This window comes from Paraburkholderia sp. EG304, from assembly GCF_046543485.1.
In the GTDB taxonomy this organism is placed as follows: Bacteria; Pseudomonadota; Gammaproteobacteria; order Burkholderiales; family Burkholderiaceae; genus Paraburkholderia; species Paraburkholderia youngii.
On the sequence record NZ_JBKGUA010000073.1, the window covers coordinates 1 to 21,149 of the forward strand.

General features: G+C 61.5%; 11 protein-coding genes and 3 pseudogenes. 7 read left to right on the forward strand and 7 right to left on the reverse strand.

Going from position 1 to position 21,149, the window contains the following annotated elements; translation table 11 throughout:
- Nucleotides 1-357: 357 nt before the first annotated feature.
- From ACLFKU_RS38710 to ACLFKU_RS38720, 3 genes are all read right to left on the reverse strand, one after another.
- Nucleotides 358-882, reverse strand: a complete 525-nt coding sequence (locus ACLFKU_RS38710) for a DUF4411 family protein (RefSeq protein ID WP_410852715.1) — start codon at nucleotides 880-882, stop codon at nucleotides 358-360.
- A complete protein-coding gene (locus ACLFKU_RS38715; protein ID WP_410852716.1) occupies nucleotides 879-2,057 on the reverse strand; it encodes an ImmA/IrrE family metallo-endopeptidase in 1,179 nt (392 codons plus the stop codon). Before ACLFKU_RS38715 ends, ACLFKU_RS38710 begins: the two co-directional genes overlap by 4 nt.
- A 208-nt stretch (nucleotides 2,058-2,265) precedes the next feature.
- Nucleotides 2,266-2,544, reverse strand: a complete 279-nt coding sequence (locus ACLFKU_RS38720) for an HU family DNA-binding protein (RefSeq protein ID WP_410852717.1) — start codon at nucleotides 2,542-2,544, stop codon at nucleotides 2,266-2,268.
- A 1,248-nt stretch (nucleotides 2,545-3,792) separates the two neighbouring features.
- Here ACLFKU_RS38720 and ACLFKU_RS38725 point away from each other — a divergent pair.
- The 4 genes and pseudogenes from ACLFKU_RS38725 to ACLFKU_RS38740 all read left to right on the forward strand — a co-directional run bounded on the left by ACLFKU_RS38725 (nucleotide 3,793) and on the right by ACLFKU_RS38740 (nucleotide 7,126).
- On the forward strand, nucleotides 3,793-4,074 hold the full coding sequence (locus ACLFKU_RS38725) for a hypothetical protein (RefSeq protein WP_410852718.1): 282 nt from the start codon (nucleotides 3,793-3,795) through the stop codon (nucleotides 4,072-4,074).
- Nucleotides 4,075-4,182: 108 nt separating this feature from the next.
- Nucleotides 4,183-5,896 (forward strand): annotated as a pseudogene (locus ACLFKU_RS38730) (phage integrase family protein).
- Between the two features lie 152 nt (nucleotides 5,897-6,048).
- Nucleotides 6,049-6,318, forward strand: a complete 270-nt coding sequence (locus ACLFKU_RS38735; RefSeq protein WP_410852719.1) for a DUF1488 family protein — start codon at nucleotides 6,049-6,051, stop codon at nucleotides 6,316-6,318.
- Nucleotides 6,319-6,676: 358 nt separating this feature from the next.
- Nucleotides 6,677-7,126: an SET domain-containing protein gene (locus ACLFKU_RS38740; RefSeq protein ID WP_410852725.1), complete on the forward strand. Its 450-nt coding sequence runs from the start codon at nucleotides 6,677-6,679 to the stop codon at nucleotides 7,124-7,126.
- A gap of 299 nt (nucleotides 7,127-7,425) precedes the next feature.
- On the opposite strand, the gene ACLFKU_RS38745 is transcribed toward ACLFKU_RS38740, so the two are convergent.
- A complete protein-coding gene (locus tag ACLFKU_RS38745; RefSeq protein ID WP_410852720.1) occupies nucleotides 7,426-10,410 on the reverse strand; it encodes a Tn3 family transposase in 2,985 nt (994 codons plus the stop codon).
- A 65-nt stretch (nucleotides 10,411-10,475) separates the two neighbouring features.
- Complete coding sequence (locus tag ACLFKU_RS38750) at nucleotides 10,476-11,696, reverse strand: tyrosine-type recombinase/integrase (protein WP_410852721.1); 1,221 nt, start codon at nucleotides 11,694-11,696, stop codon at nucleotides 10,476-10,478.
- A 3-nt stretch (nucleotides 11,697-11,699) separates the two neighbouring features.
- Between ACLFKU_RS38750 and ACLFKU_RS38755 the strand changes: the two genes are divergently transcribed.
- Genes ACLFKU_RS38755 through ACLFKU_RS38765 form a run of 3 tightly spaced genes read left to right on the forward strand, consistent with a single transcriptional unit; the run spans nucleotide 11,700 to nucleotide 16,455 of the window.
- Nucleotides 11,700-12,797, forward strand: a complete 1,098-nt coding sequence (locus tag ACLFKU_RS38755) for a DNA-binding protein (protein WP_410852722.1) — start codon at nucleotides 11,700-11,702, stop codon at nucleotides 12,795-12,797.
- On the forward strand, nucleotides 12,797-16,153 hold the full coding sequence (locus ACLFKU_RS38760) for an SNF2-related protein (RefSeq protein WP_410852723.1): 3,357 nt from the start codon (nucleotides 12,797-12,799) through the stop codon (nucleotides 16,151-16,153). Before ACLFKU_RS38755 ends, ACLFKU_RS38760 begins: the two co-directional genes overlap by 1 nt.
- 23 nt (nucleotides 16,154-16,176) lie before the next feature.
- A complete protein-coding gene (locus tag ACLFKU_RS38765; protein ID WP_410852724.1) occupies nucleotides 16,177-16,455 on the forward strand; it encodes a hypothetical protein in 279 nt (92 codons plus the stop codon).
- A gap of 457 nt (nucleotides 16,456-16,912) precedes the next feature.
- On the opposite strand, the pseudogene ACLFKU_RS38770 reads toward ACLFKU_RS38765, so the two are convergent.
- Both ACLFKU_RS38770 and ACLFKU_RS38775 read right to left on the reverse strand, forming a co-directional pair.
- Nucleotides 16,913-19,816 (reverse strand): annotated as a pseudogene (locus tag ACLFKU_RS38770) (autotransporter domain-containing protein); the annotation flags it as partial.
- Between the two features lie 318 nt (nucleotides 19,817-20,134).
- Nucleotides 20,135-21,023, reverse strand: a pseudogene (locus ACLFKU_RS38775) (IS3 family transposase); the annotation flags it as partial.
- Between the last annotated feature and the right edge of the window lie 126 nt (nucleotides 21,024-21,149).

Here is a 21,149-nt window from a genome sequence, read left to right on the forward strand (position 1 = left end):
TCTTGCGCTTGCGCGGTTCACCCGTCTTTAGTCTGGCTTTATATGGCATTATTCAACGCTGGCTTCATGATGTTGCGCTTCTACACAACCCGCACCATCTTTGCAATACCCCCATCCGGACAAAGCCCCTTGCAAGCACTTGTCTTTCGACAGCAATAATTGTCCGCTACGCGCGGCACGGTGGTCGCGCAACTTTTTCGTGACGAAGGGCCTTCCAATATCCCGCCAAAGCAGCGACCAATTTTTGGCCTCCGGCGGTCAGGCGAGCGAGGTTGACCGAGCTGGACACCACTTACGGCAATAGCCACGTAAAGCCGAGTTTCCTCTCAGTAAAGCCGAAGTCAAATGATCGCCCCGTTAGGGCGCCGGCTTGATCCAAGCGGTCGTAAAGCCAAGCTCCCGCAACATCGTAAACGTGTTGCAAACCGAAACGCCATTGTCGTGGCACACGTCTGGCACGCGGCGATTCGCTCGCTTTTTGCCCGGCGCAGATACTTCGATCGACACCACAACGCGGTTGTCGGGGTCCGCTGCTGCGTATGCGATCAAGAAGGGGTCTCGCCCAACTTCTTCAAGCTCCGTTTCATCAAGGTCCGGAGCGTAGCCGTTCGCGATGACATTCGTAACGATTTCTGGGTCGGCATCCTCTCGCAAAACCAGCTTCTCATAAACGTCTGCGCGATTGAGCCATGTAACGAGGGCATCCTTTTTAACTTTCCCGCCACCGTCGCGGACCTCCTCCAAAGTCTCAATCGGCATCTTCACATGCCCTCGCTCGGCCATGTGAAGCAGCCAGTCCCAGAATACCGGTACCATCTCCATCGAGTAGTAGTCGCGGTTGGCGGTGATCAGTACGTTAGCGTCAAGAAGATAGAGCTTCATGCAGCCCCTACCAACGCTTGAACATTGGTCGGCCGGACTCCTAAGATGCGACCCGCTTTGGTCGGTGTCACAAAGCCCTCTGCTATCGCTCTACGTGTGACTTCAACGAGGGCATTGCCTACCCGATGTCGCTTCACCACGTAGTAGTTCGGGCCTCCCGCCGCGTCTGCTAACTGTTCCTTCTTTTTGGCTCGCTCCGCCTCCCAGTTCCGACGGAACTCTTCCGTAAGCTCCGACCACTGCTTGCTATCAATCTGGCGGCGTTTAAGCAGTCTATAGACGACGAGGGCGCGGCTCACTTTACGTTGGCTCGCGAAAGTGCTGACAGCCGAAATCAGTTCGTGCCGATCGCCGCCCAAGTGCCGAAGTTCGTCCATCTCGGCCTCAGGCAGAAGAATCTCACTTGCGACCTCATTGCAGAACTGCTCGATCTTCTGCCCGAAATCGGCTCCGCTCACGCCAGTACGTCCAAGCCAGATATGCGCCAACTCATGAAGCAGAGTGAACGACCATGCGACCTTCGCATCCTGATCGTTGACAACGATGAACGGCGCCACTTTTTCTGCCAACGCGAAACCTCTGAATATCTCCGTGCTAAGTGCCGTGTGATGCGTGCCAAGGTTTCCGATGAGAAGCACAAAGACGCCCAGCTTCTCAGTCAGTCCGCGCAAATAGTTGAACGACTCTTCGACAGTTTTTCTACGCCGAAACTCGTCCAGATCTAACGAGAGCCGTTTGCAGATCACCTTGGCCGCTTCGTCCACAGGTTGAGTCAACGCGATACTGCCGACGAAATTTAGGGGCTCCGCCTCGTCCGCGTCTTCGAGAATCGATTTCACCAGGCGCTGGCGGACGAACACATCGCGGACGAGGGCATCCAACTTGGGGGCACTTTCGAACTCGCGGCCTCCGGGAAGTGTTCGGAAGTCCTCGCCCCGTGCGCTTTTCACGGGAGGTTGCTGGAGATAGAACGTAAGAAGCGGCCGCCGATAGACCTTCGCCATCTTAAGGAGCAAGGGTCGGCTCGGAGCCTTCGCGCCCTGCTCATACTCCTCGAGAGCTTCATGGCCGCTTTGCCGGGCACCTCCGAGTTGCAACGATTTGGCGGCCTCGTCGATGCCGAGGCCCGCAGCTTCTCTAGCCCATACGAGGATTTTGGGGTTGACCTGCGGCATCTTGATTGAATTCGATACTTAATAAGACAGACGCATTATAGGCGCAGATCGCGGCATCCGGCGCGGCGTGGGCGTCGCCGTTAGCTCAATGGCACGTCTGAATCACATCTTTCGGGCGGCGGAAGCGAGCCTCAGCGTTGGACTCCGTTCCGCGTGTCCTGAAACACCTTTCCGGCCGCGAAGTGACCGTCGGGAAGCATGCGTGCTCTCATGCACCGTTCACGGCATCCTTGAACGCCTTGCCCGCCGTGAATTTGACCGTCTTCGCCGCCGCAATCTGGATTTCGGCGCCGGTCGCCGGATTCCGCCCGACCCGCGCGGCACGCGCACCGGTCGAAAACGACCCGAAGCCGACCAGCTGCACGGTGTCGCCCCGCGTGACCGCGGCGGTGATGGTACCGATCACCGCGTCGAGGGTTTCGCCGGCCAGCGCCTTGGTGGTGCCCGTCTTCGCGGCGACGGCATCGACCAGTTTCTGCCTGTTCATTGATTGTCCTCCAGAGGTGGGGAAGTGAAGCCGTCATCCTACCCGATCCGCGGGCGTGCCCCAACCGGCGCGGGCAAGCACGGAAGCGGTCCGCCAAGGTGTGGTCACGCGCGAGCGGCGACGACGAACACATTCCGGCTTGGTACCCGTGCCTGGGTCGATGGACGGCTGCGGCGAGGGACGGCGCTTTCCCGGGGAAGCGACACCGTTCGCTTCCCACAGGTGTCGCCCTGGCGGGCGGCCGCCGGCCCCACAGCCCAGCTACCTGGCCCGGAAAATCAGTAAAGTAATTTTCTGACTAATAAAATGTCCGGAAATGAAGGGGCGGATAGCCCCAACTATCCGACCCTTCATTTGCAGTGGGGTTATCGGCTTGATCTTGAGGGAGTCGCCGAACCGCGGCGTGGTGTCCAAGCGCTGTTAGTTTTTCCCTGAGCGTCCGAAACACGGACGAGCGCCTTTGTTTTCCCGTTGCGTCGCAGGCCACAAATGACCCAAGCGGCCTGCTTAAGGACGTCCATCGCAACCATGGCGCTACAGGTTGCAGACGCTCCCGCCGAAGCGTCACCAAGGCTGACGCCACTCACGAAGCGCTGTACGGCGCCTTGCGCCAGTAGCTGGCCATTCTCAAGAAGCTGAAGATCGATGCGCTCGCTCCCCTGTCGCTGTCATGTATAACGCCCACCACGCTAGGATGGTTTCCGCTCACCGAGTTTTCATGGGACGAACAGAAAGACGTAAAAGCCGTGCTGGCCTGCCGGGGACTCGATCTACGTGACTTCAGGATCACGGACAATGACAGCCATCCGGCGAGCGCCAGCAAGGCGGTGAGCCGGCGGATCTCCGTAACACGGATCGCTAACGGGAAGACGGCAACCTACGACACCGATCACTTCGCTCCCTGGCTCTCGGATTTCGCTGAAGCACTCGAGGCGGGTGAGCTCGACGACTGAGACCGCGGCGTTCACACGTTTGTCCGACGACTGCTTGCAGAGGTTGCCCCGCCCGTAATGGTGTCTCGCATTCGAATGCTGACTTGTTTCCGTCGCAATTCGTCGCGCATCCATGGCAACGACCAGCGGTTCTCCTGATACAACGCCCGGACGCTCGAGGACAGCCGTATCCTGAGCGTTGTGGACTCACCAACGTAGGCCCAGTAGCGCAACCGCACTGATTCGCTACCGCAGTTGAATACCTCAGCCTAGACTCTCAGAAGAATTGGCAACCGCGACTAATAAGGAGACCGTCGTGGAGCGCACCAGATTCCTCGCAGCCTCCCGACAACTGGCAGCCGCCGCCGAAATTCTGGCCAAGGCTGGTCCCCAAGACGGGCGGCTTGATGCGTTCGAAATGCTCGCGTTCTTTCGCCAATTCGACGAGCCTGGCCTCGGTTTGAATGTGGTCGAGACGTCCGACGACGAGCTCTTCGCGCGCACCAGTGACGCCGCTCTAACTATGGCTGGACGTAACGAGTTTGCCGCGTCGCATGCGCTTCTCAAACAAGCACGGTCGCTCCTGCCCTTTACATGAAAAGGCATGTGTGAATTGCGAGTTTCTGCCAAGAATCGCTCGGCAGCAATGCTATTAAGATAATCTTTCTTATCATAAGGTATCCATTCGTTCGGTAAACTTGGCGTTATGACAATCCGCCAGATTTTGATGCCCGCCGCGGCCCCCGCTGATTCGACCGGTTTTCCCGGCGCCGATGAACTCGCCGTGCTGCGTGCATGGTATGCGGGACTGCCCGTGCGCGAGGCGGTTGAGCGCTATCAGCCGGCGTCGCTCGGCGACGGCAAATCCGCGCGGGGCGTGTTCGGGCGCATCCGGCGCCGGCTGCAGGCCATCGCGCGTGCCGCGCATCGTGACGATCTGGCCGCCCTCCTCGATCATCCCGCGGAAGATCGCATACGGCATGCAAAAGCAGTCGCGCACGCCATCGAGTTGCTGCGTACAGTGCGCCCGCCCCGAACCGCAGATTACCGACGACGTCGCGCAATGGTTCGCACCGCGGGCCGTGCGCGTGCTCCACGCCCACGGCATCCGTACGCTCGCGGATCTGACCGTGCGCGTGCCGCGCCGCCGCCAGTGGTGGAAAGCGGTGCCCGGCCTCGGCGCGGCAAGCGCCCGCGCGATCGAGCAGTTCTTCGCGGCGTGGCCTGCCCTCACTGAAAAGGCATGGACGCTCATCATTGCAAGCCGCCGCGCCGAGCTCGTGCCCTGGGAATCGCTGCAGGTGCCGCACGAAGTCGATGGCTCCCAGGGGACCTTCCGCGCGCCCAGGGCCGCCTGCGCGCTGGACGCGGACAACGACTACGAAGCAGTGCGGACCTGGCTTGCCCTGCACGAATCCCCCGCCACGCAGCGCACCTACCGCAAGGAAGCCGAGCGCCTGATCCTGTGGGCGATCGTCGAGCGCGGCCGGGCACTGTCCTCGCTCACGACGGAAGATGCGATCGCGTATCGCGCGTTCCTGCGCCACCCGTCGCCGCGCGCCCGCTGGGTGGGCCCGGTGCGGCCGCGCACCTCACCGGACTGGCGTCCCTTCAACGGCAGCCTGTCGGCCCGCTCGGTCGCGCACGCGTTGTCGATTCTGGGCGCGCTGTTCCGTTGGCTGATCGAGCAGCGCTACGTGCTTGCCAATCCGTTCGCCGGCGTGAAGGTGCGGGAGGCCAGCGGCGCCAACGTGCTGGACACGTCCCACGCTTTCACCGAGGGCGAATGGGCGCTCGTGCGCACGAGCGCCGATGGACTCGAGTGGTCATATGGCTGGTCGGCCCCGGCGGCACAACGGCTGCACTTCCTGCTCGACTTTGGCTACGCAACGGGGTTGCGTGCGAGCGAACTCGTCGGCGCCACGCTCGGGCACGTTGAGACCGACGCGCGCGGGGATCACTGGCTGCGCGTGACCGGCAAGGGAAAGAAGCTGGCGCGCGTCGCGTTGCCGCCACTCGCGTGGGAGGCACTCGCGCGGTACCTGGCCGAACGCAAGCTGCCGATCGCACCGGCTCGCTGGCGGCCGGAAACGCCGCTCATCGGCAGGCTCGAGGCGGAGAGCGTCGCGGCGATCAGCAGCGCGCGTCTCTGGGGTGTGCTCAGACGCTTCTTCCTGCTCGCCGCGCAGGCTATCGAAGGCGATCATCCGCCGCTTGCGGAGAAGCTGCGTCGCGCGAGTCCGCACTGGATGCGCCACACGCACGCGACCCATGCGCTCGGGCGCGGCGCGGAACTGACGACCGTGCGGGACAATCTGCGGCACGCGTCTGTGTCGACGACGTCGATCTATCTGCACAGTGATGAGGTGAAGCGGGCACGACAGATCGGGGAGGCTTTTGGCAGTGACAGACGCCGGTAGTCAGGGCGCAACCGGCGTTGAGAAACACGGGCCTCCACGCAGTCCGAAGGGGCGCGCCATGATCTGCAACCCGCCAATTTCTCCCGCACCCGAAATGCATAACCTGTGCAAAAATCATCGTGACCTGATCTGAAGCGTCGTCCGTGCCGCCTATGGAAACCGTCGAACTAGAACCGCAGGTGCTCGCCAGTCGCCTCGGCGTGACATTTTCTCTGGTCTTCCAGAAACGCCCGGTCGAATGCATCATCACGATCACGGCGCTGGAAGCGTATTTCTGGCTCGAGCCACGCGCAGGCGACGAGCGCATCTTCAAGACCTTTCGCGATGGCTACGGTCGCATTCGCGCGATCGCTGAACGGAAGCTGCTTGCCCATCCCGCAGCACGACTTGAGCTGACACCGGCAGATTTCTCGCGCCCCTGAGACACCGGTTTTTGTCTGTGGGGTAATCCTTAAGTTCACATTGCAGACTCAACCTCCGACAGCGCGCGTGCAACCAGGCCGCAGTTGATTGAGCGACATGTTCAAGGCTCGCAGGTGGAGGCGCCTTGATAGAAGCGTACTGGTTGGCGTTAATCACCTGGATTCCTCCGGACGGCAACCAGGCCTGGTCACCTCTGTGGGCTGGTTTTGGGGCGAAGCCCGAGTGTGATGGGGAACGACAGTGATTGTTAGTTGCGATTTTAAATGGAAATCATTGAATGGCAGCGACTGCGGCGATATGCTTCGGATTGCCAATCAGGCCGTCTCACCGACCGACGTACCCGAAGGAAACGACACCATGCGATTGCGACGCATCACCGCACAACGCTCTCCCGTACATGGCATGGGAGTGTTCGCGCTACAGCCGATCGCCGCGGGCGAGCGGGTCATCGAGTACAAGGGGGAACTGACCAGCTGGCGGCGCGCCGCCGCCCGCCAACGCTCCGAGGCGGGCCACACGTTCGTGTTCGGCCTGTCCGATGGACGTGTGATCGACGGCAGCCGGGGCGGCAACAGCGCCCGCTTTCTGAACCACGCCTGCGCCCCCAACTGCGAAGCGATCGAGACGGGCGACCGGGTGTTCATTCACGCCCTCGCCCCTATCGCACCGGGAGACGAGCTTTTTATCGACTACGCTCTGTCCGTCGACGGTGCGGTCACCGACGACATCCGGATCCAGTACACGTGTCATTGCGGCGCATCGGGATGTCGTCGAACCATGCTGGGCAGCAATGCTGTGTCGGCATAGTCCTGCTGCAGCGCAGACGGTCCGATGCGCGATGTCTCCGGCGTCTGATGCAGACACAGCGCGCGCCGATATCTGAGCATGCCTTCTTGGCGGCACAGATGGGCGCCCGATTGCGACCGTTTGGCCCATTGCCGATCAGCAATGGCGTCCTCCCCTACGCCGTCACGTGTATGGTTCAACGTGAGGGGCGGTTGTCCGGGGCGTTACGGTCATTCAACCCCGGGTCTGAAGGAGCAGAGTTCGGCCAAAGCCGACATTGAGGGTCGCCCGGGATTCGTTAATATTTCGCCAAAAGTGCCTTAAGCGGCTGATCTGAAAGCGAAATCTATCGTTGGGTCGAGCGGGAGGATTTTCTTCATCAGGTCCAGCAGGTAGTCGCCGAACCGGTTGATGTGATCCAACCGGTATGGCGAGAGCGCCTTGAGCACGTCGGCGTCGACCGGATGCCCTTTTGCCTGCAACTCCTTGAGCACGCGCGACATCCACTGGACGTTGTAGAGGATCACCATGTTCGCGACGAGCTGGTTGTACTTGATGACCTTGCGCTGCTCGTGGCGGAGGTTTTCAGCGATGACGCCCTCGCCGCCAAACATCAGCCACTGCGCGAAGCCGTTGAACTGTTCGCTCTTGTTGGTCGCCGCGTGAATCGTGCGACGCAATTCGGGATCGTTGATGTATTTGAGCAGAAACAGCGTACGGATCACACGGCCGAGTTCACGAAACGCAAAGTACAGCTTGTTCTTGAGGCTCTCCGACCCCAGGCGTCGCAGGATCGTCGACGGCGTCATTTTACCCGCCTTGATCGAGACGGCCACGCGTAGCATGTCGGGAACATGCCGCTCGATCAAGGCCCAGTCGACGGTCGCGCGAAACAGGGAGTCGATGTTTTTGTAGCTTCGGTTCCGGTCGGCCTTGAAGAACTTCAGGCCCTTGACGTTGCGGATGCGCGGCATCAGCTTGATTCCAAGCAGGTACGCGAGCCCGAACACCGGTGCGCTTTGCGCCTGCGTGTCGCCATGAACGGTGTCGGGCTCCACATCGGACGTATTCCTGATCAACCCGTCGAGAATATAGACAGCCTCGTGTACACCGCACGGAATGAAGTGGCTGAACAGCGCGATGTACATGTCCGACACGTGATAGTAGCCGATCCCGCCGTATCCTCCGTACCGGATATGGTATTCGGACAGCAGGTTCTGCTCGTAAAGATTCCACTTCGTGCCGTCGGCCGACACCTGTTTGCCGGAGCCCCAGAATTTCGGCAGCGCAAACTGGTTGTACGCATTGATGACCCTGACGATCGCCTTGTCGAGCCGCTCTTCGGTGACGTATCGCAGGTTCAGCCACGCGACCTGCTTGCGGCTCAGATTCTTGACACAGCGAGCGGTCTGGCTGGGCCCGAGATTGCAGCCGTAGCAGAACAGCGTCGTAATGAAGCGCTTGCGCGGGTCGTCGATCTTGGTCTCGAAGCCCGACAGCGGGCCGAACAGTGTATGCAGATCGAGCCACTGCTCGGTTTCGGTGAGGATGTCGAGAATACTGATGGGGCGCATCGCGGCCGTGATGGCCTGATCGATAAGTTTCTTGTTCGGCGGTTCGGGTTCCGTCTCGAGCTTGTGAAGGATGAGGCCCTGCTCGGTGATCTCGACGTAGTCGTTCGCCGGAAAACCCGCGTCGACTTCGTCGGCCAGCGTGCTGAGTTGGTCGCGCAGGCCGTTGACGAAGGCGCGCGCGTCGACCGGCAGCCCGACGAGTTCGCCATAGCGAGGCAGTTCCTCCTGGAATTCGTCCCACGACACCTGATGCTCACGAGGGTCGTCATACTGATCACTCTGCTCAACGTAGACATCGCCCGAGTTGAGTTCGCGCATGATTTGGCTGAACACGCACAGCTCGAAATATTTGCGATGCAGCAGCCGGGCGGACCGGCCATCCGGAAAGATGCTCTTTTCCCATTTCTCCGGGATCCAGTCGAGCGGCAAGGTGGCGACGTCATCGTCACTGAGCATTAGGTGTTCGCGGCGGGACGAGCGCAACGGCTGCATCCACGTCAGCGCGACGAGCAACGCGTCGTCCTGGGAGCTGGGTTTCAGCGGCAGCATGTCGAGACACTGGAAAAGCAGCGATCGCAGATTCCGGTACGGAGTCAGCAGGAAGGGAAAGGTGTGATTGCCGGCGTACGCGATGGGCTCATTGCAGCGGGTCAGCGCGGCGTCGGGATCGCCGTTCAGGGCAGCCCGCATGCGGGCGATGCGCTCGGCATCTGGTACCTCAGCGTCCTGCAGCACGTTGAGTACGTCACGAAACTGGCTGACGAGCGCTTCAAGCTGGTCGGCGTGGGCGAGCTGGTATTGCTGAAGCCGCAGCTTTGCGGTGCTCTCGAGATTGCGCACCGTCTTGATGAAGATTTCCGCGACATCGTCGAGCGCCTTCTGCAACTGCGAGAAGACAAAGAGCACGGCGAGCGTGTAACGTTTGGCGGGCTTGAGCGTGCGCATTTCGTGCACGTCGAGGGCGCGCGCTTCAATGACGAACTGCGTGCGCTTGGGCGCAGAAAGGATTTCCGGTGGCGGTGGCAGGCCATCGGCCAGTTCGCGCATCTGCTGGATATGCTCCAGGAAACTGGCCACCTCACGGGGGCGTGGCCGCTTCGGTTCGCGCTTCAGAGCGTCCCAGCGGGTCTGGCCCGTGTCGCTTACAAAAAGCCCATCGAGCCGCTCCACCTGTGAGGCATCCAGCGAGTCGACAAATGATCGGTAGAGGGTTTCGTAGAGGCTGCTGCGGGCGTGGACGGCGATACGCGAGAGCGTCGCAAGCGGCGACAGTTCATATCGATGCCGGACCAGTTCCTCGATGAGGACGTTGACGATATCGGGCAGTTCAGTTTTGGTGCGGGCGGCGTCGTCCGCCACGGTATCCAGCCAGCTGTATGTCTGCGCACTGGCGGGACGGATGTTGACGAACTCACGAAGGACTTTCTGATGACCTGACTTGCTGCCCGAGCGGTCATAGCGCACGAGCGTGGCGTGCGGGACTGGGCGCACCCCGAGTACCGCGCAGACGTGGTGAAGGATGGCGGCCGGAATGTCCGATACGGGTGGCAGATAGCCAAGCCGCTGCAACAGCTTGAGCTGCGCGAGGATCAGCACGCGTATCGGTGCCTGCCGGAACTGGCCGTACACGAAACGGATTTCGGTGGCGCTGGGCGTGAAGGCGGCACGGAGTTCGCCTTCACTGATTTCGGCAGGCAGCGCCGGATAGGCGGTTTCATGGACGTGATTCATGCGCGCATAAATTGGGGCGGAATGCGGGAGTCTGCCATCTCACGCATTCCCTGGGCGAAACCCCGCTATCCGGCGGGCTTGCCCCAGCCCAGCCGGTGACGCGTCTGGGTGGCCTGATGGCGCGCATCGTCTTCCGCGTGCAGATAGACGCTGGTGGTGGCGAGCGACGTGTGCCCAAGGTTGTCGCGCACGAAGCGCAGGTCGACCTGCTGGTCGGTCATGTGGGAGCCGGCGGTGTGTCTCACCCAGTGCGCCGAGGCGGCGGCCAGCACATCCGCGCGGGCGTGCCACTCGGGTCCACGGGCCCGCAGCCGCCCGGCAGCCAGCCGGAATACCTGCTTGACGATCAGGTGGATGGCGCCGCGCGACAGGGGCTTGTCATGACCGATCAGCGGCAACAGCAGCGGACGCGTTTCACCTGGCTGCGGCGACGGCGGCAGTCCGTGTGCACGCCGGTAGCGTGCCAGTTCGGCAATCAGTTCATCCGAGGCCGGCACCAGGCGGGTCTTGCTGCCCTTGCCGCACACTTCGATCCACCACCGTTCGACGCCGGCGGCGTCGCGCCGGCAGAATGCCGCGCCCATCGGGGTGCTGGCGATCTCCGCAGCACGCAGGCCGCCGAGATACAGGGTCGTGAAGAGCCAGCGACAGCGTGCCGCGTGCAACCGCTCGCGTTCGGTGCCCACCGGCAGGTTCTCGATAGTGATCCTCACCACATCCCACAACTCGTGCGTCAGATAACGCGTGACACGGGGGCTGGCTTTGACGCCGCGGCGTCGCGCGAGCGACAGGGGATTGCCGGCGAGATAGCCGGCGTCGACCAGCCACGCGAACATCGCGTTGAGAATTGTCATCGCATGGCGCACGCTCGTGGGCGACAGCGGTCCCGCGAAGGGCCTCCAGTCGGCAGACTTGCGGCCGGGCTTCTTGCGCGAAGTCATGATCCAGCGCCACGCCGGTTGCGGATCGGCGAGGAAATGCTGATAGACGAGCAGGTCCTCGTGCGTTAGCGATGACAGGGGTTTGCCGTGCTGCATGACGGCCCATAGCAGCAGGCGTTCGGCCTCCTTGCGGTAGGTCGCCAGTGTGCCGGGCACATCGGCGTAGCGGGCCAGCCACGCGGCGCTCGCGGCCAGATCGTCCTCGGCACTGATTTGCGCGATTGAGTTGTGAGCGCGATTGGTGCGGGCAACGCCGGACAGCTCCGGCGGGATGCGCAGGCGTTCAAGCGGCGGCGCCGGGGCATCCGGCACGAGGGGGGCGAGAGGGCTGACGGGGCGGTTCATGGTGTGACGCTGCTGTTCTTCCGCTATTGCATCACGCCCACGGCGAACAAGCTCTACAGCCTGGTGCGCAAGGGCAGCATGACGACGCCCGCCGACGTGCTGAACCGGTTCTGGCAGGATCTGCGCGACAAGACCCGTGTGAAGATCCACCATCCGGACCTGCCCGACGCCATGAAGCAGGTCGCAGCCGACGCCGTGCTCAGCATCTGGCAGGCGGCATCGGAAGCGGCGACCGGCCAGTTGGCCACACTGCGCGCCGAGGCGCGTCATCAGGCCCACGAAGCCGAAGCAGTACGCGATCAGGTCGTCGCAGAACTCGAGCTCGCCCGGCAGGCGACGGCGGCGACACAGGCTGAACTCGAAGCGACGCGCGCGCAACTCGCCAGCATGCGCGATGCGCTAGCCACCGAACGCGAGGCGCATGCGGCAACCGAGGCCCGCCTGCAGGAAATCCGCCGGCAAGTTGACGAAGCCGCCCCTCAGTTCGCGCAGGTCAAGGCCGAATTCACCGCCGAGGAGCGGGCCGTCAGTCATGAGAAGCGCGCTCTGCGAGAAATTGACCAGGAACGCACCGCTCGCCAGAAAAGCGAAAAGACCGCTGAAGAGCTGCGCGTTCAATTGGGCGGTGCACGCGCTGAACTGAAGGACACAGCGCTCCAGCATGCCGACGCGCTTGCCTCCTTGCGTACCGAGCTCCGGCTTTTACAGCAGCGGGATGAAAGCGCAACGCAACAGCACCTCGCCACCATGGATGAACTGAACAGCACGCGATCGCTGCTGCAGGACGCGCTGCAACGGGCTGAGCGCGCTGATGCCGAGGTTCAGGTCACGCGCCGATTGCTAGACGCGCTGAAAAGAACGCCGTCGGCCCTGACGGTGCCGAAACCCGAAAGGGGGATAACAGCACCGGCTGTAACCAGTGTGCCTGGGCAAATCCCAAAGGCCACCTTCCCGCAAACGTTGGCGCGTAAAATAGGCAGCCGTCGCGGACAACGGATGCCGGGAGGCCATGACAAGGACACGCAGTCAGCACTTCACTTATCCCTGCCTGCCCACACGTTGCCGTCATGGCGGGTTGAACATGCATGGATGGGTCACTGATGTCGTCAGTTTTTTATGACCAGGCGCAGATCGCGCACTGGCTGGATTCCCGCACCGTCGCCCGGGCGCGTGATTACGTCCACGCGGTGTCGAAGCTGCGCTGGCAGGACAACGTACTCAGCGGCGAGGTGCAGGGGACCGCGCGTCGCCCCTATACGGTGGATGTACAGTTTTACGACACAGCGGATGGCCTGTGGGCCGAAAGTGAATGCTCCTGCCCGGTTGGATACGACTGCAAGCACGCCGCGGCGCTGCTGATCGCAGGCCTCGAAAGAATGCCGAAGCCCCAGCCAGGCGTACGTCATGAACTCGTTAGCTGGCTGGAGACGTTTCGTGCCGAACTGGCGACTACCGCGCCCAATGCAAGGAAGGCGGCCTCGAAACCGACCCATACGCTCGCCTATGTGCTGGGCTGGTCGCGCTATCACCAGCGCCATGAAGTGCAACTCTTCAAGGCGCGCCGCAATGCCGACGGCACGATCCGCTCGATCGACGATGCGTGGAACAATGTCGAGGCCGCCCTCATCAAGCCGCCGAAATTCGTCACGGACGATGATCTGACGATCCTGCGTGGACTGTGGCTGGGTCGCTGTCGCGAGGACTATGGCAGCTTCGTGTTGCGCGGCTCAACCGGGGCGGATGTGCTGCAGAAGCTGATCGTGACCGGTCGCCTGTTCGCCGCAGTGAGCGCGAATCAGGGCGCATTGTCCACGCCTGTGGCGCTGTCCCAGGGCGATCCTCGTACGGGACAGATCGAGTGGCAGCCCCAGGCAGACGACCATCTGCGACCTGTATTGCGAACCGGGCCACCAGCCACGCTGCTGCTGGCAACCGAACCGCTCTGGTACGTCGACGCGCAGGCGGGTGTCGCCGGCATCGTGCAGTTGCCGTCGCAATCCCTGACATCGCAGCAACTGGCCACGTACCTGTCGATGCCGCCGATCTCGTTGGCTGAAGCACCGCTCGTGGCCGCCGTGCTGCGCGAGGTTGCCCCCGATCTGCCGTCACCTCCGGCACACGACGCATCGGCCATCCGGGTGATCGACACCGAGCCGGTGCCGCTCCTGTCGCTCGACACCCGCTCGGTGTATTCCGCGAGCTTTGGCAAATATGACTACCACAGCGGCGTGCTGGATTTCGCGACCGTCGGTTTCGACTATAGCGGGGTTTGCCTCAACGCGGATAGTGACGCGACCCTGGTCTCGCATCCCGACGGTGGCGTCGTTCAGCTCAGGCGGCGCCCTGATGCCGAGAAAAAGCGGCTGATAGAGTTACGCAAGACCGGGCTGCAGAAGATCCCCGCCAGTCGCGTACAGAGTATGCAATCGCTTCCCGATGCGATGCTCGGGCTGACGGAGCCCGAAGCGTGGTACGCGTTCGTGAATGATGTGTTACCGGTGCTGCGCGGCAAGGGCTGGCGCGTCACCATGACCGCTGGGTTCCGCTTCAACGTGATCGAGATCGACGCCATCGACGGGACGGCGCACCACGCCGGCGACGGCTGGTTCGATCTGGAAATGGGGATCACGGTAGGCGACCGTACGGAGCGCCTCGAGCCGCTGCTGGCGGAACTGTTCCGGCGCGACCGGCGCTGGCTGTCGGGCGAACTCGATACGATTGCCGATGACGAAATGATCGAGCTGAGAACCAATCGGAGCGAACGGCTGCGCCTGCGCGCCGACCGGCTCAAACCGGTCGTGCGGATACTGGTCGATCTGTTCGAGTCTGTTGGAGAAGGTTCCCTGCGGATTTCCGAACTGGATGCCGGCCGCCTCGAAGCACTGAACGATACGGGCCGCTGGCAGTTCCACGGCGATGCGTCAATTCGCCAGCTCGCGCAGCGCCTGCAGGCCGGACCAGGTCTGGCCGAGGTACCCGTGCCGCGCGGATTGCAGGCTGAATTACGCGCGTACCAGCATCAGGGCTTAAGCTGGATGCAGTTCCTGCGCGAGCACAACCTGTCGGGCGTGTTGGCCGACGACATGGGACTCGGCAAGACCGTGCAGACACTGGCCCATGTGCTCGCCGAAAAGGAGGCAGGTCGTCTCGAGCAGCCCGCGCTGATCGTCGTGCCGACCACGCTGGTCCACAACTGGCGCGAGGAAGCGGGACGTTTCGCGCCCGGCCTGAAAGTCCTCGATCTGAACGGGCCCGAGCGCCGCGATCGTTTCGACCAGATCGGCGAACACGATCTCATCCTGACGACCTACGCGCTGCTGTGGCGCGATCAGGCCATCCTCGCGCGGCATGACTATCACCTGCTGATCCTCGACGAGGCCCAGTACGTCAAGAACGCCACGACCAAAGCGGCAGCTACCATCCGCGAACTGCGCGCGCAGCACCGCCTGTGCCTGACCGGTACGCCACTCGAAAATCACCTGGGCGAGCTGTGGTCCCAGTTCAATTTCCTGCTGCCCGGGTTCCTTGGCAGCCAGAAAGATTTTACGAAGCGCTGGCGCACGCCGATCGAGAAAGGCGGCGACACCGTGCGGCGCGAGCTGCTCGCACGCCGAATCCGCCCGTTCATGCTGCGCCGGCGCAAGGATGAGGTTGCGACCGAACTGCCGCCGAAGACAGTCATCGTGCGCACCGTGGACATTGAAGGTGCGCAGCGCGATCTGTATGAAACGGTACGCGCCGCGATGCAGGAAAAGGTCCGGACCGCCGTTGCCGCACAGGGACTCGCCCGCAGTCACATTATCGTGCTCGAGGCGTTGCTCAAGCTGCGTCAGGTCTGCTGCGATCCGCGCCTCGTCAAGCTGGAGAAAGCGGCACAGGTCAGGGAGTCAGCCAAGCTTGACCTGCTCCTCGAAATGCTCCCGGAACTGATCGACGAAGGGCGCCGCGTGCTGCTGTTCTCGCAGTTCACCGGGATGCTGGCGCTGATCTCGGCGGCGCTCGAGAAGGCCGCCATCCCATACGTCATCCTCACCGGCGACACCACCGATCGCATGACGCCCGTGCAGCGCTTCCAGCAAGGGGAAGTGCCGCTCTTCCTGATCAGCCTGAAGGCCGGCGGTGTTGGTCTGAACCTGACGGCAGCCGACACCGTGATTCACTACGATCCGTGGTGGAACCCCGCCGCGGAAAACCAGGCGACGGATCGTGCGCATCGTCTCGGCCAGGACAAGCCGGTGTTCGTCTACAAGCTGATCGCCGCCGGCAGCATCGAGGAAAAGATCGTCGCGCTGCAGGAGAAGAAGGCCGTGCTGGCCGATAGCATTCTGTCCGAAGATGGCGCCGGCGCGGTCAAGTTTTCAGCCGACGACCTCGATGCGCTGTTTGAACCGATTCCGGATGTCTCGCCGGCCGCAGCGGCCCGTCCGCGCGCCAGGACCGGTACGCAGGGCCGATGATGTCCAGTTTCTCTGCAAATTCCATGACCCCAGCCGATTTTCCGTTCCCCGCACAAGCCGGCCACCGGCTCACCATCGCCCACGTCGAGGCCGCGCTCTCGCGCTGGCGTGAGCGCAAACCAGTCACCCTGCACACCTCGACCTCCCCGGGCGAAACCCTCGCCAAACTGATTGCGCGAATGACGACCCGCCGCGAAACCACCGTCCGGTGGATTGACCTCATTTTTGTGGAACGTCACGCGCTCGGTATCCTCTATCCGCATCCGGTCGGTAACGCCTGGCCCGGGTTGCCCCCTGACTGAAGCGACAATCAATTTCTCCAGTCGAGCCTGTGATGTTCAAGCCGTTGCCGATCGGTCAAATTTCTCTTTCTGGCTCATCGACTTAGCATCGTTTTGGCGAAAAATTGACGAATTGCGGCCAACCCTCACTCCCCGTTCGCGACCGAAATATTTGCGCGAGTGCCTCGCCTTTGCGGTCGGAGTGGCGGCAGCGAACTTCTGTCCGTCGATGGCACCGAAAAGCGCGCCCAGATCGGACGAGTAGTTGTAGCGGCTTGCAATCGAAACCAGTCTGGCTCGCAATCATCGGCTTTTTCGGCTCGAATTGGTTGCGACTGACGGCGAGCCGTGGGCTCACATTGCTTGCGACCGAGCTTGCAATCATCGGTCTCTGGCTTGCGTTCCATCGATACGGGCTCACAGTAGTTGCGACCATTGCGGTGACAATGAGGTTCGCTTTTTCAGAACTTCCAGTTTAAATTGCCTTGCACCGTATGATCGGATTGCCGGCTAGCCAGCGAACCCGAATATCCGATGCTGAGGCGTCCATTCTCGCCGATATCGATCCGGGCATCCACGCTTAGCACTGCCGCATCTTTCGCAACCGGCACGCTCGCGACCGAGAAACCGTCGCTGCCAGAAGCGAATGCAAGCGTCGCAACCGGACGGCCGCTCGTCAGCGCGTGCTGCCAGCCGAGGCTCCCTTGCAGCGTAAGCTGCATCAGCGATATCAGCGTGAACTGCGTTGTGCCGCGCATGCCGAGCGTTGTACACGATACATCGTTGTTGCCTTCCTGAGCGCGCAGCGTGGCCGCACCGCCTGTCTCGGCCATTCCATGATTGTTCAAATGAACATAGGCGAGCTGCCCGAACGGCTCCACGTCGGCTGCTCCGCTAAGGTTTAGACGATAAGCGGTCTCGGCGAACACCTGGGTCGTTTCTGCGTTCAGCGTGCCGCTTTCGTGCTCAGACGTCGCGCCATACTGCACATAGCGATCCATGCCACCTCGGTGCCACGCGTGCTCTACGCCCGCGCGCAGCCCGAGCGCGCTGGGCTGCCAGGCCGCATACCCGCGACGCTCGCGAACGGCGTCGCGCTTCGATTCACGGTGAGACTGACGCTCGTCGGACCATATGCGAGCGACGGCAACACGAACAGGTAGCCACCAGGCGTCGCAAACTGACCTTCGACGCCTCCTGCGGCGTTCAAAATGTCGAAACGCTGACCCAGAATCGAGCGTGACTGTTCGAGACTAAGGGATGGGGGTGAATGTTCAAGCGCAAGGCTGAGCGTGCCATTCGCGATACGCGCTTTACCACCTGCGTCGATCCGGTCGCTTGCTCCGCTCGGCGAAAGTTCGACCGCATAGGTTGATCCTGTTGCGAAATTCGCGTCATTCGTTACTTTCAACAGGCCGATCGAATGTCCAGGGGCGACCGTTCCTCCTTCATTCACGTTCAGAGATTGCAGGGCGCCGTTGCCGCTAACGACCCCTCCGTTACCGACCGCGACGTTGCCGCTTGCTCCGTCGAGCGACGCAAAGCCGCGTGCCAGCAACACGTCACCCGTCCTCCCTGTATTCGTTACGGCTACGGTTCCGCCTTGGTCGATCGACAACTGTGCGCTTGTGCCGGCGATCGTTGCGCCGCCACCGTTCACCGCAACATCAGCCGTCCGGCCGGTCACTGTGAGCCGTCCAGCTGCATTGACCACCGCGCCGGCGACAATCGAGCCATCGATCCGCAGTTCCCCACCGTCAACCATTGTCAATCCGCGATAGGTGTTGTTCCCCGACAGGGTCAGCAGACCACTGCCTGATTTTGTCAGGCTACCTTTATAGGCACGTGCCTGGTAAGCAGACTCGCGCTCGGTGCCGATCTCGTACGCTGTCTTGTCGCTGTCGCTCGCTTTCGAGGGCAGTCCCTGCGTCCAGCCCTTCGTTTTCAGCGTATCGAGCCACGATTGATGCTCTGCTGCGTCCTCTTTCTGACGCGCGGCGAGTGCAACGTCCGAAATGTCGTTCGACCATACGTCCGACATGCCAGAAGGCACATTCACATTGAACCGACCCGGCAACTGGCTGGGGCCGTTCATTGCCTTCTATAGATCTGGGAGTCCCCAGCCCGCCACCGCATTGGGAACATGTGTGTTACCAGGAATCAGGGCAGTGAAACCGCCGGAGGTGCCGGTAGTGTCGCGAGGCAGCTTGTTCAATGGTTTCGACGGATCGACTTTGGCGGGATCCGAAACCATCTCTCGCGAGGTCGTCAGCAGTGCTGTCAACGCCTGCTGGCTAGTCAGATAGGGGTAACGCTCCATGACCAGCGCAAGCGCACCGGAGGCGTACGGAGCAGACGCGGACGTACCGTTGAAGCCAGGGTCATAGCCGCCTCCAGCCTTGGGTGCCATCGCCACGGTCGGCGCCATGAGACACCACCATTTTGCAACACCGCACTGGTTATAAACTTGCCCGTTGTTGCTCGAATAGCCGGACACTGCTAGCCAGTCCCTTTCGACTTCCGGGCGATAGTAGGGTAACGCGGCTAGCACGTCCGGATTTCTCTGCGGGTCGTTCGACGCGGCAATGACTTCGATATAGCCATATTTCGTGGCAGCTTCTGCGGCTGCATCTATCCAGGTTTTCGAACCTTCGCGCGCGCGTTTAGCGAATCCCTGGTACGCGGTTTTGAGCTGGTCAACAGAATCTGTCCGATTCTCCGCTGAAATGGGAGAGTTCTGTCCCCAACTTTGATTGACGATATGAACACCGCTCTTTCCCAAGGCATCATAGGCAGCAGTAAAGTAACCGTAGTCTAAGCAGTTGGAGCCCTGCTCACGATTGTCGTCGGTCCCATTGGTGTTTGCGACATAAACATCTGCATTGAACGCAACACCCTGCATTCCTTTGCCGTCTCGTGCGGCACCAATGGCTCCGCTTACCTCGGTCCCATGCGAGTCATTGACGCCATCGACATGCGATCCGCGAACATTGAATGCGTCACCCTTCCTGACCGGGATCATCGAATCGTCGGCATAAAACTGGAACCCGTCTTCATAGTATGTACCGATAGTAGACACAGGATGGATCCGAGGCCCTGACAGTTCGGGATGTGTCGTATCGACGCCTGAATCCAGCACCCCGACTTTTATACCTCTTCCGGTAAACCCCATCGCATACGCGTATTGCGCCTTCATCGCGCCAGCCGACCAGCTCGCCTTGAATTCTTTATCGTTGCCCCAAGATTTGGCGGCTTGCTCCAGGCTGTCCGTTTTGCTACCGTCGGCATTCGTATAGAGTCGTTCCTGACCGAATGCTGGCTTTAGAAACAGAGATCCCACAAGAAATACATGAAGCAATCCGATCGACCTTGCCTTATACATCGCTTTAGCCTGTGTTCGGTATGATCGACGCTTAGAGCCGCCATCGTACCGGCGGAAGGAAGTCGTTCGGGCTGCAAGCAACGATTGCGCGATACGTATCGACAGGGATCAAGCGTGCGGCTGACCATATGCACAAGGTCGATCTGTAACGCGAGCGTGAAACGGCGGAGGTGTCGGCGATGATGAGCATGGCTCAACGAGCGGTTGTTGGCAAAAATTGTGCGGTGTCCGGTAGGAGACTCGAGCTGATGGGACGCATGCGAGATGGTGCGCATTCCGTGAGCTTCCCTCGGTTTTTCGCCTTCCAGAGGTCCGGGGTTATGCAGCCGTATCCTTTGTCCGCTGAGCCGCAAGCCAGTCTTGCATGAACTGAGTTGGCGACGTGAAGCCGAGCGATGAATGACGACGACTGCGGTTATAAAACACTTCGATGTATTCGAACAAGTCCGCAACGGCGTCGCGATGCGTGCGATACCGCGTGCCGTGTACCCGCTCGTTCTTCAAGCTGTTGAAGAAGCTTTCCGTCGGCGCGTTGTCCCAGCAATTGCCTTTGCGACTCATCGAGCAGCGCATCCCGTACGAGGCCAGCTTGCGCTGGAAGTCGTGGCTGGCGTATTGACTGCCTCTATCCGAATGATGCAGGACGCCGGGCGCGGGCCGGCGGCGGAACCACGCCATCGTCAATGCGTCGGTCACGAGGTCCGCCGTCATGCGCGGCTTGACGGACCAACCTACGACCTCCGGGTTGAACAGGTCCAGCGTGACCGCCAGATACAGCCAGCCTTCGTCGGTCCAGATGTACGTGATGTCCGAGGTGAACACCTGATTGGGCTCGGCCCGCGTGAACTGTCGGTTCAACACGTTTGCCGCAACCGGCAGCTTGTGTCGAGAATCGGTTGTCACCCGATAACGGCGCTTGTGGCGGGCTCGGATACCGTTGGCGCTCATCAGCCGCTCCACACGTGCTTTGCTGGCCGGAAAGCCGCGAGAGCGCACCTCGTCGGTCATGCGCGGCGAACCGTAGGCGCCTCTGACTTTGGCATGAATCGTTCGAATCAACGTGAGCAACTGGACATCGGTCAGCCGCTGTCGCTCAGGCGTGCCGCCGCGCTTCCACGCGCGATAGCCATTGACGCTTACTCCAAGGACCTCGCAGCGCCGACAGCGGATAGTGCCGGCATTGCGTGTCAATCCAGGCGAACTTCACAGAGCCTGTCAGAAATTTTGTGTTCAAGGCATAACATGTACCCAAAGGAGCATGTATGCCAAGCAAACCAAAAGCAGGGTCTGCGCCCCCGCCTGAGCTGCCCGCGATTCCAGAGGAGCTCATCGA

Excerpts from the sequence above, each read along its gene's own strand:
- ACLFKU_RS38710 (WP_410852715.1), bottom strand. The coding sequence starts at position 882 with ATGAAGCTCTATCTTCTTGACGCTAACGTACTGATCACCGCCAACCGC.
- ACLFKU_RS38715 (WP_410852716.1), bottom strand. The coding sequence starts at position 2,057 with ATGCCGCAGGTCAACCCCAAAATCCTCGTATGGGCTAGAGAAGCTGCG.
- ACLFKU_RS38720 (WP_410852717.1), bottom strand. The coding sequence starts at position 2,544 with ATGAACAGGCAGAAACTGGTCGATGCCGTCGCCGCGAAGACGGGCACC.
- ACLFKU_RS38735 (WP_410852719.1), top strand. The coding sequence starts at position 6,049 with ATGGAAACCGTCGAACTAGAACCGCAGGTGCTCGCCAGTCGCCTCGGC.
- ACLFKU_RS38740 (WP_410852725.1), top strand. The coding sequence starts at position 6,677 with ATGCGATTGCGACGCATCACCGCACAACGCTCTCCCGTACATGGCATG.
- ACLFKU_RS38745 (WP_410852720.1), bottom strand. The coding sequence starts at position 10,410 with ATGAATCACGTCCATGAAACCGCCTATCCGGCGCTGCCTGCCGAAATC.
- ACLFKU_RS38750 (WP_410852721.1), bottom strand. The coding sequence starts at position 11,696 with ATGAACCGCCCCGTCAGCCCTCTCGCCCCCCTCGTGCCGGATGCCCCG.
- ACLFKU_RS38760 (WP_410852723.1), top strand. The coding sequence starts at position 12,797 with ATGTCGTCAGTTTTTTATGACCAGGCGCAGATCGCGCACTGGCTGGAT.
- ACLFKU_RS38765 (WP_410852724.1), top strand. The coding sequence starts at position 16,177 with ATGACCCCAGCCGATTTTCCGTTCCCCGCACAAGCCGGCCACCGGCTC.